The organism is Streptomyces sp. NPDC048696 (genome assembly GCF_043198895.1).
Classification (GTDB): Bacteria; Actinomycetota; Actinomycetes; order Streptomycetales; family Streptomycetaceae; genus Streptomyces.
Genome location: NZ_JBICVJ010000013.1, coordinates 112655 through 125930, shown reverse-complemented (window position 1 = coordinate 125930; position 13276 = coordinate 112655). Strand labels below are relative to the sequence as shown.

Below are 13276 nucleotides of genomic sequence, written 5' to 3'. Positions count from 1 at the left end.
CCTCTATTACGCAGTCGGTCGGTATGTCAGTACGGTTGTTCTCCCCGTAACACTGCCACGCTGCTTCTCATTCCGAGATACCAGGTCCGATCCGCGAGACGATTTCGTCCCAGTAGCCGGGCAGCGTCTCGAATGGGTCGATCTGTCCGCCTCGGTCGCCGCGGTCGGTGAAGTAGATCGTTCCCGCGCCCTGCCAGCGGGCGATGCGCAGGGCCTCCTCCAGGTGGCTGCGGGGCACTCCGTGGACGAAGTGGCAGAAGCTCTCCGGCGGGTAGTCGGCGGTCCACTCGGCCACCTGGGACCACCGGTACTCGCTCCACGGCCCGGTGAAGGTGACCAGCTGGTCGGCGGTCTCCGCGTAGCCGGGGTACGGGTGGGTGCCCTGGCCGAGGACCAGGTGGGCGCCGTCGCACAGGGCCCGCAGGGCCGACACCGTGCGCCGCACCTCGGGCAGCGCGTCCCGGTCCGTGGGACAGCGGTCCAGCAGGAAGCCGTCGACGCGGTACCAGTCGAGGAAGCGGTGGGCGTCGGAGATCTGCTCGCCGAAGGAGCGGGTGCCGTACGCGGTGTCGAGGTGGCCGAGGACGCGCACGCCCGCGTTGCGGAGCTTTCCGGCGGCCTCCAGACAGTGCGGGTCGGGCCGGGTGCCGGGGCCGTCGGCGACATTGAGGACGGCCCAGTGCAGCGGGGTGCCGGGGCGGGTCAGCTCGGCCCACTCGACCGGTGCGACCAGCGGATGGGCACAGCCCGGGACCCCGACGCCGAGCCTGCCCGAGGTCGCCGCGCACAGGGCGCCGGTGGTGGTCAGATGCGGCACGCCGCCTCCATCCAGATGTCGGCCAGCGACTCCTCCAGGTTGATCCGCGGCCGCCAGCCGAGCCGGTCGCGCGCGGTGCGGACGTCCGCCTGCTGCCAGCTGCCGCAGCCGTCGGGGTAGGGGGCCGGGGAGGCGGCCAGGTGCTCCAGGACCGCGTCGGCGGACGGGCGGGGGGCGCCGATGACGCCCGGCCGCAGCCCGGGCGGGCCGTCCAGCTCGTGCAGCGCGCCGCCGTATCCGGCCACCCGGGCCAGTACGGCGGCCGCGTCGCGCAGCTTCACCGAGCGGCCGGTGCCGATGTTGACGACGCCCTGGGCCGCGGAGAGCGAGGCGGCGTGCACCGCGCGCGCGACGTCGCGTACGTCGACGAAGTCGCGCTGCACTCCGAGGCCGCCCAGTTTGAGCTCGCCGTCGCCGGACTGCATGGCGCGGCGCATCGCCTCCGCGAGCCGCCCGAGGGGGGACCCGGCGGGGGTGCCGGGGCCGACCGGCGAGAAGACCCGCAGCACGATGGCGTCCAGGCCGGAGCCGAGGACCAGCTCGGTGCCGGCGAGCTTGCTCACGCCGTACGGGCCGCCGGGGCGCGGCACGGCGTCCTCGGCGGTCGAGGAGCCCGGCTGCGAGGGGCCGTACTCGGAGGCGCAGCCCAGCTGGACGAGCCGGGCGCCGCAGCCGCTGCGGCGCAGGGCCTCGCAGACGGTGGCGACGGCGACGGTGTTGTGCCGGGTCAGCTCGCGGGCGCCGCCTCGGGTGGCTCCCGCGCAGTTGATCACGACCCCGGGGTGGACGGCGTCCAGGAAGCGGGTCAGGGCTCCCGGGCTGCCGGAGGCGAGGTCGAACCGTACGTCGGCGTCGTCGCCGCGCCCGAGCGCGGTGAGCTGGACGGCCGGGTCGGCCAGCAGGCGGTCGGCGACGAAACGGCCCAGATATCCGTTGGCACCGAGCAGTAGCACCCTCATCGCACGGCCTTTCCGTGCGATCGGCAGGAGGCCGGGGGCAGGGCGGTCATGTGTCTCGTTCTCCTTCGGGCATCAGTGCGCGTCAATGCGTGTAGTGCGGGTCAGAGGGTCGGTGGGCGGTCCGAGTGGGCGGAGGCGCGGGCGAGGACCGCGGTGGCCCGGACGAGCAGGGCGAGGGCCGCGACGGCGCACAGGGCCGCCGGAACGGTCCCGGCGCCGCCCGCCTCGACGGCGGCGGAGACCGGCCGGGCGAGGAGGCCGCAGCCCGGCAGGCGCCCGGCGAGCACGAGTCCCAGGGCGGTCGCCTCCGCGCAGGCGGCCGCCCGCAGCCCGGCGACGGCCGCCGCGGCGAAGCCGTGCAGGGCGAGCAGCCGGGCCAGGAAGAGCAGGGCGCCGGGCGTGATCGCGGACGCGAACGAGCCGTGTCCGTACGCGAGTTGGGCGATCAGCAGGACGGCGGCGAGGGCGGCCAGGAAGAGGGCGACCGCGCCGAGCAGCAGCGGGCGGGCGCGTCCGGCGAACTCTTCGAGGCCGCGGCTGGTGGCGAGGGAGCGGCGGGCCCGTACCGCGAAGAGGCGGGCGCACCAGGTGGCGGGCGCGACGGCGAGGGTCAGGCCGACGGCCGCGGCCGGGTCGGTCGCCCAGCCGTGCCCGGGCGCGCCGTCCGGACCTCCGGCGAGCAGCGCGTCGAGGAGTCCGTCGCCGACGACGGCGTACGCGGCGAGCCAGAGCGCCCAGGGCAGCCCGGCGCCGCGCCCGGCCCGCAGCGCGCCGCTCCGCACGGCGTACGCGAGGGCCGCGCCGACCACGGCGGTCCCGGCGGCCACTACGGAGAGCCGCACATGGCCGACGGTGAGACGGGCGGCCGTCACGGACAGGGCGCACAGCGCGCCGGGCAGCAGCGCGCGCAGCACCCGAAGGGTCCGCCCGGCGGACCCTGGCGCGAACTCCACGTCGCCGCCGGGCGGTTCGGTGCCGCGCGGCACGCGCGCGTAGAGCTCGTCGGCGAGCGAGAACACGTCCCGGTGCCGGAAGCGGGCGGCGGTCCGGTCGGTCATCCCGTGCGCCTCCAGACCGGCCGCGATCTCCAGCGGGTCGACGGCCCGCTCGCAGAGTTCGCGGTGGCGGTGCATGAGGGCCTTGACGGGGTCGGCGGGTCCGCGCCGGGTGCGGGGGCGGGCGGGCGGTGCGGATGACTCGGATGACGCGGGCGGTGCGGGGCGCTCGGAGTCGGGCGGTTCGGCTGACGCAGGTGGTTCGGGCGGTTCGGCCTCTGCGAGTGACGTGGGCGATTCGGGTGACGTGGCCGGTTCAGGCGCACTCGGCGCCGGGAGAAGGGAGTTGTTCGCGACGCGCGCCGGTGTGCGCGGCCGCCGGGGGCCGGTGCTGCGCTTCGGGGGCGGGTCGGTGAGCAGGGCCTCGGAGCGGATGTCCCAGGCACCGGCGCTCTCCGGGGCGCGCGGGATGTCGCTCTCGGCGGGGCCGTCCGCCGGGCGGGTCGTGGGGGGAATGGTCATCGGGTCGCCTCCTCGGCGCGGGCGGAGCCGGAGCGGCCGATGTCGGACGAGGACGAGGGGGGCGGGGCTGAGAAGGGCGGCGGGGAGTGGGGCGGACGCACGTCCGCGCGGCCGGGGTCGGAGTCGGAGTCGGCGTCGGTCGGACCCGGGAGGTTCGGGGCCGAGTCTGCGGCTGTGGGGCGGGAGAGGCCAGAGTGCCAAGTAGCGGAGTGGCTTGATCCGTTACGGCGGTCGGGGTCGGCCGGGAGCGTCTGCCCGGAGGCCCCGGTGACCCCCGTGCGGCCCCGGTCCACGTCCCCGAGCGTGTCGCCGACCGCGTCCGCGTCGGGCGTGCGCCACGCGCGCGTACCCGGGTCCGCCCAGCTCGGGGCGTGCCCGGCGGCCGGGCGGGCGGTGCTCGACGTGGTCCAGTTGCCGGGGACATGGGCCTCGGCGGGGTGCGCGAACGGCACCGGGTCGGCGCTGTCGTCGAGCTCTTCGCGGCGGACCGGGGAGTGCGACATCAGCTCCAGGTAAATGCCGCGAAATGCCGCGAGGTTCTGCTCGACCGTGAAGAGTTCGAGCGCGCGGGCGCGGGCGGCGGCGCCGAGCCGTTCGCGCCGCTCCGGGTCGCGCAGCAGCGCCACGCACGCGTCCGCGAGCGCGCGGGGGTTGCGCGGCGGCACCACGAGCCCGGTGCCGCCGATGACCTCGACCACCGCGCCCGCGTCCGTGGAGACCGTGGCCCGGCCGCAGAACATCGCCTCGACCAGGCTGACCGGGAAGCCCTCGACGACGCTGGAGAGCACGACGACGCTGCCGGACGCGTACGCGTCGGCCAGGTCCGGGGCCTCCGGACCGCCGATCTCCTCGAAGGAGACCGGGTTGTCGCCGACCGCGTGCGCGTCGGCGGCCTCGTCCGGGAAGAGCTGGGCCGCGAGGGCGCGGCAGTGGGCGAGATAGGCGGCCGACTCGGGAGACAGCCCGGCGGAATCGCCGAACGACCCGGCGCCCGCGCCGAAGCCGTGGGGCGACGCGTACCCGTGAGCCGCGCTGTACGAAGCGGCGCTGTACGGAGCCGAGCCATGGGAAGCCGCGCCGTACGAAGCCGAGCCGAACCCGCCGACGCCGCTCCCCTGCCCGCCCGAGCCCGACCCGTAGGAGCCCGCGCCGGACCCGTCGTACCCCGCCGCGCCCCCCGCGTACGCCCCACCGGCCCCGAACACCGGACCCGCCCCGGACAGCGGCCCGGACACCGGACCGGCCGCACCGCCCGCACCCGGCCCCGCGTAGAAGATCCGCAGGCGGGCGTCCGGCTCCTTGCGGCGGACCTCGGTGAAGGCGTGGAGCAGGGCGATGAGGTCCTTGGTGGGGTCGACGCGGCCGACCCAGACCAGCGTGCCGGGGTCGCCGCCGGACGGGCCCTCGCCGACCCCCTGGAAGCGGTCGGCGGCCATCCCCGGGTACACCGTGCGCAGCTTCGCGCGGTCCGCGCCGCACTTCTCCTGCCAGCGGCGGGTGTGGGTGTTGCCGGGGGTGATGAGCGCGGCCCGGTCGTACACCTCGGCCGCGAGCCGCCGGTGGAAGGCGGCCAGCAGCGCCCGTACCGGAACGCGCGCCTCGCGGGCCGCGAGGTACTGCCGGCGCAGCTGGACGCCGTACTCGGTGACCAGCAGCGGAACCCCGAAGAAGCGTTTGGCCAGCAGACCGGGGAGGGCGGCGGAGCCACCGCCGGCGGCATGGCAGAGGTCGACGTCGCCGAGGCTCGCCGCGTCGTACCAGTCGAGCGAGAGCGGCCGCAGCGCGCGCTCCAGGAGGTCGGCGAAGGCGAGGTAGTCGGGGACGCGCGCGGCCTGCACGGCGCGGCTCGCGCCGGGCGCGCGGCAGGCGGCCTCAAGGACGCGCACGGCCGTCTCGGAGCGCAGCGCGGTGTGCAGCCCGCCGCACTCCCGGGCGAGGTCGGCGAGCCCGTACAGCCCCTCGGCGAACCGCGAGGCGCCGGTCACCGGGGCGGAAGGCGGCTCGTCGTCGGCCGAGGCGGCGCCGGGCCCCGACACGCCGAACACCGCGCCCCCGCCCGCCGCGAGCCCGAACTCGCCGAACGTGCGCGCCACGTCGGCCGCGAGCCCGGCCGCCGCCGCACCGCGCCCCCGCGCGCCCCGTACGGGCGCCGCGCCCGAGCCGGTCCCGGCCCCGTCCCCGCAGATCGCGCCCGCCAGCTCCCGGAAGCACCCGGCGAAGCGGCCGCGCTCGCGGCGGCCGTAACCGCGGTGGGCGAAGCGGGGGTTGGCGCACTCCTCCGCGGACCACAGCGGGGCCGTGCGGACGCGGCGGACCTGGGGCGGCAGGGCCACCCAGCCGCGTTCCTCCTGGGCCGCCGTGCGGCTCAGCGCGTATATGTCGAACTCGTGCCGCGCGAGCCCGCGCACGAGCCGGTCGCACCACAGCCTGGACTCGCCGGTCGTGTACGGATACCCGCCGTCCGTGAGCAGTCCGATCCGCATGCAACGCACCCCCGATCTCCCTTGTGGGCGGCCGCCGTTGCACCGGCGACTCGCAGCGGGAAGAACGTAAGCGGATACGACGGTGGCGCGATGGACGGTTGTCCATCGCGCCACCGGAAGGGGTGAATGCACGTAACTTTCCCACCCCGGTCGCGTTTTGTAGCGCTAAGGGGTTGGGGGGTCACCCAGCGTCAGGCCGCGGCCAGTTCATCGCGGCCGCGTTCGCCGCTCTGCTCGCGCAGCTGGTCGCGCAGCTCCTTGCGGGCCGCGCGGCGCACCGCGGCGAGCACCGGGTCGACGGTGGGGACGGCGGCGAGCAGCTGCCGGGTGTAGGCGTCCTTGGGCGAGCCGTACACCTCGTCCACCGCGCCCTCCTCGACGATCCGGCCCTGGCGCATGACCGCGACCCGGTCGCTGACCTGGCGTACGACGGCGAGGTCGTGCGCGATGAAGACCAGTCCGAGCCCGAGTTCGCGCTGCAGCTCGGCGAGCAGCTCGGTGACATGGGCCTGGGTGGTCACATCGAGCGCGGACACCGGCTCGTCGCAGACGATCAGCTGCGGCTCGGCCGCGAGCGCCCGCGCGATGCCGACCCGCTGGCGCTGGCCGCCGCTGAACTCGTGCGGGTAGCGGTCGTAGCGGTCCGGGTCGAGGCCGACCCGCTCCAGGAGCTCGCCCACGCGCGCGCGGATGCGCTTCTCGTCCCGTACGCCCGAGGCCCGCAGCGGATCGGCGACCGACTCGCCGATCGGGCGCCGGGGGTTGAGGGAGGCGACCGGGTCCTGGAAGACCATCTGGACGGCCGTGCCCTCGCGGCGGATGGAGCCCGACGTCGTGTCGAGCAGGCCCACCAGCATCCGGCCCAGCGTCGTCTTGCCGCTGCCGCTCTCGCCGACCACACCCAGCGTCTCGCCGCGCCGCACGGTGAGCGAGACGCCGTCGACGGCGGTGAACGACGCCTTGCCGCGACCGAAGACCTTGCGCAGGTCGACGGCTTCGAGCAGCGGCTCCCCGGCGGCGAACTCGCCGACGGTCTTCGGCGCGTCCAGGCGCGGCACCGCGGACAGGAGCTCCTTGGTGTACGTGGCCCTGGGCGCGCCCAGCACCTCGCGCACCGGCCCGCGTTCGACCGCGCGCCCCTGCCGCATCACCAGGACGTCGTCCACGCTCTCCGCCGCGACACCCACGTCGTGGGTGACGAGCAGCAGCCCCATCCCGGTCTCCTGGCGCAGCCCGTGCAGCAGGTCGAGGATCTGGGCCTGGACGGTGACGTCCAGGGCCGTGGTCGGCTCGTCGGCGATGAGCAGCTTCGGCTCGCAGGCCAGCGCCATCGCGATGAGCGCGCGCTGGCGCATGCCGCCGCTGAACTCGTGCGGGCGCGAGCGCGCCTTGCGCGCCGCGTCCGGGATGCCCACGCGGTCGAGCACGTCGACGGCACGCGCGCGTGCCGCCTTGCGCGAGCCGCCCCGGTGCACCCGGTACACCTCGGCGATCTGGTCGCCGATCGTGTAGTACGGGTCGAGGGAGGAGAGCGGGTCCTGGAAGACCATCGCGGCCACTCCCCCGCGCAGCCGCCGCAGTTCGGCGTCCGAGGCCCGCTGGACATCGGTTCCGGCCACCTTGACGGTGCCCTCGACGACGGCGCCGGTGCCCCGGTGCAGCCCGAGCAGCGCGTACGCGGACGCGCTCTTGCCGGAGCCGGACTCGCCGACCACGCCGAGCGCGGCGCCGGGCGCCAGGCTGAAGGAGAGCCCGTCCACGGCCCGCGTCTCGCCGAAGGCGATGGAGAGGTCGGTCACCTCCACCAACGCGGCGGCCTCGCTCGTCGCGGAAGTCTCCTGCGCGGTCATGACAGCACCACCCGTCGGTCCGCCACCGCGTACAGCGCGTCCGCGACGGCATTGGCCAGTACGACGAAGAACCCGGTCGTCATGACGACGCCGACCACGATCGGCAGGTCGACCTGGCGGACCGAGTCCACCAGGAGCTTGCCGATGCCCTGGATGCCGAACAGCGACTCGGTGAGCACCGCGCCGCCGAACATCGAGCCCGCGTCCAGCGCGCTCAGCGCGATCACGGGGGCCAGCGCGCCGCGCAGGGCGTGCTTGCCGACGATGGCCCGCTCGGTCAGCCCGTACGCGCGGAAGGTGCGCACATGGTCCTCGGCCAGCGTCTCCAGCATCGAGCTGCGCACCAGGCGCGCGTACTTGGCGCTCTCGATCAGCGCCAGCGAGATCCACGGCAGCAGCAGTCCCCAGAACCACTGCTGCGGGTCGTCGGAGAACGGCGTGTACTGCGGGAACGGCAGCCAGGCCAGCGTCGAGCAGAAGACGATGATCAGGACCAGGCCGATCACGAAGACCGGCGTGGAGAAGCCGATCAGGGTGAGCCCGGTCAGCCCGCGCTCGACGGCCGAGCCGCGCTTCCACGCGGAGAGCAGGCCGGTGCCGACGCCGAGGACGATCCACAGCACGAACGCCCCGACGACCAGCGACCCGGTGACCGGCAGCTTGTTCAGCAGGATGTCGGTGACCGGCGAGTCCTGGCGGTACGACAGGCCCAGGCACGGCGCGTCGCAGTGGACGACGCCGACACCGGAGGAGAAGTCGCGGCCCACGAGCAGGCCTTCGAGGAAGTGCCAGTACTGGAGGTAGAGCGGATCGCCCAGCTGGAGGCGGTCGTGCACCTGGGCGACCTGCGCCGGGGAGCAGCGCTCGCCGCAGACGATCTGCGCGACGTTGCCGGGGGCGGCGTAGAAGACGAGGTAGACGACGACGGACAGGGCCAGCAGCACGAAGACGGCGCCGCCGATCCGCCGCAGCAGGAAGCCGGTCACTTCGCGGCCTCCTTACGGGACTTGACGCCGACCTTGAGCCGGGAGGCGGCCCTCGGGTCGAGCGCGGTGCGCACGCCTTCGCCGACGACGGTGAGCGAGAGCACGGTCACGAACAGGAAACCGGCCGGCAGCAGCAGATAGGTGGGCGCCGACTGGTACCAGGTGTTGGCCTCGGTGAGCATCTGCCCCCACGACGGGGTGGGCGGCTTGATGCCGACGCCGAGGAACGACAGGGCCGCCTCGATCGAGACGTTGGCGGGCACGAGCAGCACGCCGTAGGTGATGACGGGCGCCGCGAGGGCGGGCAGCAGTTCGCGCCGGGCGATGGCGAGGCGGCCCCAGCCGCTGAGCCGGGCCGCCGCGACGTAGTCGAGCGACTTGAGGGCGAGGGCCGAGGAGCGCACGATCTTGGAGGTGCCGGGCCAGCCGACGACCGCGATGACCAGGGTGATCAGTACCGGGCGCGGCACCGAGTCCGGGACGACGGCGATCAGGCCGAGCCCGATGACGAGCAGCGGAAGGGCCGCCACCACGTCGGTGAAGCGGCTGACGACCTGGTCGGCCCAGCGTCCGCCGAGCGCGGCGAGCAGGCCGAGGCTCACGCCGATGAACACCTGCACCACGGTGGCGATGAAGGCGACCCCGAGGGAGACCCGGGCTCCGTAGACGATCCGCGCGAACAGATCGCGGCCGGTCTGGGGCTCGACGCCGAGCCAGTGCTCGGCGCTGATCCCGCCGAAGGAGCCCTTGGGCACACCGCCGGCCGCCGAGTCGACGAGGCCCGGGTGGAACGCGTTGGGGTCCTGCCCCTCCAGTGCGGTGAGCAGGGGCGCCGCGAGCGCGACCAGGACGAGCAGCGCGAAGACGACGGCGGCGACGGTCACGGCGCGCTGGGCGCGCAGCCGCCGCCAGAACTGGCGGGCCCCGGAAACGGGAGCGGCCGCGGTGGCCGCTCCCGCGTCGGGAGCCAACAGGGCTTCGGTCATGACTACTTGACCGCGACCTGGGAGATGTCGAGCACACCGGTCCAGTCGCTGATGACGACGTTCTTGACGTCCTTGCCGACGAGCCGCTTGTAGACCGGGTGGAAGAGCGGGACCACGACGGCCTGCTCACCGATCTTCTTGTCGAGCGCGCCCCAGCGGGGGGCGGCCGCCGACAGGTCGGTCAGCTTGTTGATCTCGTCGATCTCCTTGTTGACCGAGGGGTCGTCGAGGAAGCCGGTGTTGAAGTTGGCGCCGTCCTTGACGATCTGGCGGCCGTCGAAGATCGGCGCGAGGAACGGGCCGCCGGACGGCCAGTCCGCGCCCCAGCCGCGCAGGAAGAAGCCGGGCTCCTTGCCGACGCTCTGGATGGTGTCGCTGTAGTCGTTGGCCTCCAGGCCCTGGAACTTGACCGTGATGCCGGCCTTCTTCAGCGCGTCCTGGAGGGCGGTGGCGACCTCGGGGCCCTTGGGGCCGCCCTTGGCGTTGGAGTGGGTGAGCGTGACGGTCAGGCCGTCCGCGTAACCCGCCTCCGTCAGGAGCTCCTTGGCCTTGGCCGCGTTGCCCGAGTCACCGGCCGGGAAGTGGTCGTAGGCGGTGTATCCGAACGACTTCTGGTTCGGCAGGAAGGTGGTGGCGGGCTCGGCGAGCGAGGAGCCGCCGACCGCGTTGACGGCCGAGGTGCGGTCCACCGCGTACGCGATCGCCTGGCGCACCTTCGGGTTGTCGAACGGCTTCACCTTCGGGTTGAAGGCGATGTAGTTGGTGTAGCCGAAGTGGCCGGTGCCCACGCGCGCGTTGAGCGCCTTGTCGCCGCCGATCTTGGCGAGCTCGGCCGGGCCCAGGTTGGTGTCGGTGGTGACGGCCGCCGAGTCCGGGCCCTGGGACGCGGACAGGCGCTGGTTGATGACGGAGCCGTCGAGCCCGGAGCGGACGTCGATGCTGTCCGGGTAGGCCTTGCGCTGGGCGTCGGTGGCCTCGGACCAGTTGGGGTTGCGCTCCAGGACCAGGTGCTCGCCGTTGTTCTCGTTCTTGACGACCTTGTACGGGCCGGACGAGACCGGGTGCTCCTGGTACTTGGTGCCCTTGTCCTTGGCCTTGGGGACCGGCGCGAACTGGGTCTGGGTCGCCAGGTACGGGAACTCGCCCTCGGGCTTGTTCAGATGGAAGACGATGGTCTTGGCGTCGGGCGTCTCGATGGCCGCCAGGCCCTTGCCGCCGTCCTTGTACGGACCCTGGTAGTCGGCGCCGCCGACCAGCCAGTCGCGCAGATAGGGCGCGCCGCCGGAGAGCTCGGCGGCGAACGACCGCTCGATGCCGTACTTGATGTCGGCGGTGGTGATCGGCGTGCCGTCCTCGTACTTGAGGCCGTCCTTGAGGGTGTACGTCCACACCGTGGCGTCGGCGTTGGGCTTGCCGGTGTCGGTGGCGAGGTCGGGGACGACCTTGGTGCCCGCGGCGCCCGCCTCGCGGTTGCGGGTGGTGAGCGTACGGAAGACCAGGGACGGAACGTTTCCGCCGCCGGAGGTGTAGAGGCGGGCCGGGTCGAAGTCGGTCTGCGGCTCATTGTTGAGGACGGAGAGCGTGCCGCCCTTCTGCGGCTTGCCGCCCGTACCCCCGGCGTTCTTGGCGCCGCTGTCGTCGGGGCCGCAGGCGACAGCGCCCACGGCGAGAACCACGGCTATCGCTGCCGCTCTTGCGACGTTTCCGGACATCTGGCGCATGGGACTGAAGACCTCTCGATGACTGCCGGGCTGGGGCAAACGGGACGCGGGCGTCTGCCTCGGCCCATGACGAGGTCATGAGTCTTCAAAGAATGAGGGAGTGCTGCGCCCGCGCGAATGAACGACGACGGAGTACCCGGGCGCGACATACGGACGAAACCGTACGAAGGGGCGCGCGGGTGGGCGTCAGCAACAGTGAACGTCGGCTACGCAGAGCCCGGTCACGCCGATCAGCGCCAGCTCGATGGCGGCGCGTGCGGGGGTGACGGGGCGGTGCGGCATGCCGAGAACTATGCAAAGCCCCGCTGTCCACTGTCAACCAGGATTGAGACAGCCGTCCCACAGTGTGGACAGCGGGGTCGTACAGGTCTCAACCAGTCGGGAAGACCCAGGGGTTGGGACGGCACTTGATCCCGTCTATGTCCAGGGACTTGGTCTGCTGCTGCATCACCGGGGCGAGGGCGCCGGGAGTGCGACAGCTCACATGACCGTGGCCGAGCCGGTGCCCCACCTCGTGGTTGATGAGCATCTGCCGGTAGGCGTACATCGCCCGGTCCCCGAACGTCTGGGAACCCTGCGCCCAGCGGAACGCGTTGATCATCACGCGCTCGGTGGCGGCCGAGTCGCAGGAGACGTTGTCCTCGGTCGTGTCCAGGCCCGACTTGCCGCACCAGGTCGCCGTGGTGCCCGGACTCGCCAGCGTGACCACGAAGTCCGGCTGTCCGGACGAGATCCGCTCGAAGGTCATCGCGCCGTCGTGCGCCCAGCTGCGGTCGTCGTTGAGGGTGCGCTGCACGGCGTCGGCGAAGAGCTGGCCGTCCAGGCCGAGGCCCTTCTCGACGTCGACCCGGTAGCGGTACTTGCGCCCCTTGCCGGGCGCCGCCACGAACCCGGGCACCGCCTCGAAGTCGCCGGAACCTTTCAGCTTCGGGTCGATGGGGTACTGGAGCGCCATCTTCTGCTCGTACGAGGCCTCCTGGGCCGGGGCCGCCTGCTCGGGCGTGGCCCGGTTGTGGGAGCGGGAGGCCGTCCCCTCGTCGTCCCGGCTGCTGTCCCCGGCGGACTGGGCGCCGATGTGGTGGCCGCCGTCGGAGGTGACCTGCCCGGCCACGACGACCGCGAGCACGGTGGTCACGGCGGCGGCCGCGATACCGGTGAGAGTGCGGCCCTTGCCCTTGACCGGCTTGGGGTCGGCGGGGGCGTCCGGGTGCTCGTGCGGGTCCTCGACCGGGACCGGCCGGGGCGCGGGGACGGTCGGCTGCGCCGCTGTGCGCCGCGCGCCGGTGTCCGACGGGTCGCGCCCCTCGAACACATCGGTCCGCCCCTGTCCCTCGAAGGTGTCGGTCCGCTCCCGCCCGTCGAAGGCGTCCACGTACTCGCGTCGGGGTCCCGGTATGCGGACGACAGGGCCGACGGCCGGGCCGGTGCGGCCGACGGGACCGGCCGGGCCGGTGCCGGTGGGGGCCATGGGGCGCGCGGTGTCGTACCAGTCGTCGTGGCGTACGGCGGAGGGCTCGCCCCAACCGCCGCCGCCCTCATGGTGTTCGGGGTGGCCGCCGCGCACCCGGGGCACGCCGTGCGCCGGGGTGGAGCCGCCGACGTGCTCGGGCGCGGGGCCGCCGGGAACCGGCCGGACCCGCGGAATCGGCCCGGTGGCGGGACCGTCGATACGGCGGCGCCTGCCCGCGCCCGGAGCGACGGGTGCGGCATCGGCGGCGCCGGGGTGCCCGGCGGGTGCGGCGAAGCGGTCGGCGGACGGACCGTGCTCGGTGGGGCGTACCGAGGAGTCGCCCCGGAATGCGGCTCCGAGGTCGTCCGGGTGCTCGTACTCGGCTGCGAAGTCGCCCCGGTACGCGGCGGGGATCCCCGGTTCCGCTGTCCGCGTCCCGGAGTCCCCGTTGGGTATGCCCGGGTCGCCGGACGCGGCGCCCTTGGGTCGGCTGTGTCGTCCCACGCC

Annotated in this window: 10 protein-coding genes; all 10 read right to left on the bottom strand. The window is 73.9% G+C overall.

What is annotated here, in order from left to right; all coding sequences use genetic code 11:
- Window positions 1-67: 67 nt before the first annotated feature.
- The 10 genes from ACGFRG_RS26450 to ACGFRG_RS26405 all read right to left on the bottom strand — a co-directional run bounded on the left by ACGFRG_RS26450 (window position 68) and on the right by ACGFRG_RS26405 (window position 13273).
- Window positions 68-817 (bottom strand): spherulation-specific family 4 protein, encoded by a 750-nt coding sequence (locus tag ACGFRG_RS26450; protein WP_393267854.1) that lies wholly within the window; start codon window positions 815-817, stop codon window positions 68-70.
- On the bottom strand, window positions 805-1776 hold the full coding sequence (locus ACGFRG_RS26445) for an NAD-dependent epimerase/dehydratase family protein (RefSeq protein ID WP_361430607.1): 972 nt from the start codon (window positions 1774-1776) through the stop codon (window positions 805-807). Before ACGFRG_RS26445 ends, ACGFRG_RS26450 begins: the two co-directional genes overlap by 13 nt.
- 101 nt (window positions 1777-1877) lie before the next feature.
- Window positions 1878-3293, bottom strand: coding sequence for a hypothetical protein (locus ACGFRG_RS26440; protein WP_393267850.1), 1416 nt, complete (start codon window positions 3291-3293; stop codon window positions 1878-1880).
- Entirely contained in the window at window positions 3290-5776 is a 2487-nt protein-coding gene (locus ACGFRG_RS26435; RefSeq protein ID WP_393267848.1) for a DUF3492 domain-containing protein, read from the bottom strand. Before ACGFRG_RS26435 ends, ACGFRG_RS26440 begins: the two co-directional genes overlap by 4 nt.
- Window positions 5777-5967: 191 nt before the next feature.
- The gene (locus ACGFRG_RS26430; RefSeq protein ID WP_393267845.1) at window positions 5968-7626 is read right to left on the bottom strand and encodes a dipeptide ABC transporter ATP-binding protein; all 1659 of its coding nucleotides are present in this window, start codon (window positions 7624-7626) and stop codon (window positions 5968-5970) included.
- Window positions 7623-8612 (bottom strand): ABC transporter permease, encoded by a 990-nt coding sequence (locus ACGFRG_RS26425; protein ID WP_361422816.1) that lies wholly within the window; start codon window positions 8610-8612, stop codon window positions 7623-7625. Before ACGFRG_RS26425 ends, ACGFRG_RS26430 begins: the two co-directional genes overlap by 4 nt.
- Complete coding sequence (locus ACGFRG_RS26420; protein WP_361422813.1) at window positions 8609-9598, bottom strand: ABC transporter permease; 990 nt, start codon at window positions 9596-9598, stop codon at window positions 8609-8611. The genes ACGFRG_RS26425 and ACGFRG_RS26420 overlap by 4 nt, the downstream gene beginning before the upstream one ends.
- A 2-nt stretch (window positions 9599-9600) precedes the next feature.
- A complete protein-coding gene (locus ACGFRG_RS26415; RefSeq protein WP_393267840.1) occupies window positions 9601-11319 on the bottom strand; it encodes an ABC transporter substrate-binding protein in 1719 nt (572 codons plus the stop codon).
- A gap of 186 nt (window positions 11320-11505) precedes the next feature.
- On the bottom strand, window positions 11506-11601 hold the full coding sequence (locus ACGFRG_RS26410; protein WP_361422807.1) for an Ms4533A family Cys-rich leader peptide: 96 nt from the start codon (window positions 11599-11601) through the stop codon (window positions 11506-11508).
- 88 nt (window positions 11602-11689) lie between these two features.
- Entirely contained in the window at window positions 11690-13273 is a 1584-nt protein-coding gene (locus tag ACGFRG_RS26405) for a DUF3152 domain-containing protein (RefSeq protein WP_393267837.1), read from the bottom strand.
- Between the last annotated feature and the right edge of the window lie 3 nt (window positions 13274-13276).

What these genes read in the sequence shown, in the direction of transcription:
- ACGFRG_RS26420 (WP_361422813.1), bottom strand. Translation starts at nt 9,598, where the DNA reads ATGACCGAAGCCCTGTTGGCTCCCGACGCGGGAGCGGCCACCGCGGCC.
- ACGFRG_RS26440 (WP_393267850.1), bottom strand. Translation starts at nt 3,293, where the DNA reads ATGACCATTCCCCCCACGACCCGCCCGGCGGACGGCCCCGCCGAGAGC.
- ACGFRG_RS26430 (WP_393267845.1), bottom strand. Translation starts at nt 7,626, where the DNA reads ATGACCGCGCAGGAGACTTCCGCGACGAGCGAGGCCGCCGCGTTGGTG.
- ACGFRG_RS26410 (WP_361422807.1), bottom strand. Translation starts at nt 11,601, where the DNA reads ATGCCGCACCGCCCCGTCACCCCCGCACGCGCCGCCATCGAGCTGGCG.
- ACGFRG_RS26445 (WP_361430607.1), bottom strand. Translation starts at nt 1,776, where the DNA reads ATGAGGGTGCTACTGCTCGGTGCCAACGGATATCTGGGCCGTTTCGTC.
- ACGFRG_RS26415 (WP_393267840.1), bottom strand. Translation starts at nt 11,319, where the DNA reads ATGCGCCAGATGTCCGGAAACGTCGCAAGAGCGGCAGCGATAGCCGTG.
- ACGFRG_RS26435 (WP_393267848.1), bottom strand. Translation starts at nt 5,776, where the DNA reads ATGCGGATCGGACTGCTCACGGACGGCGGGTATCCGTACACGACCGGC.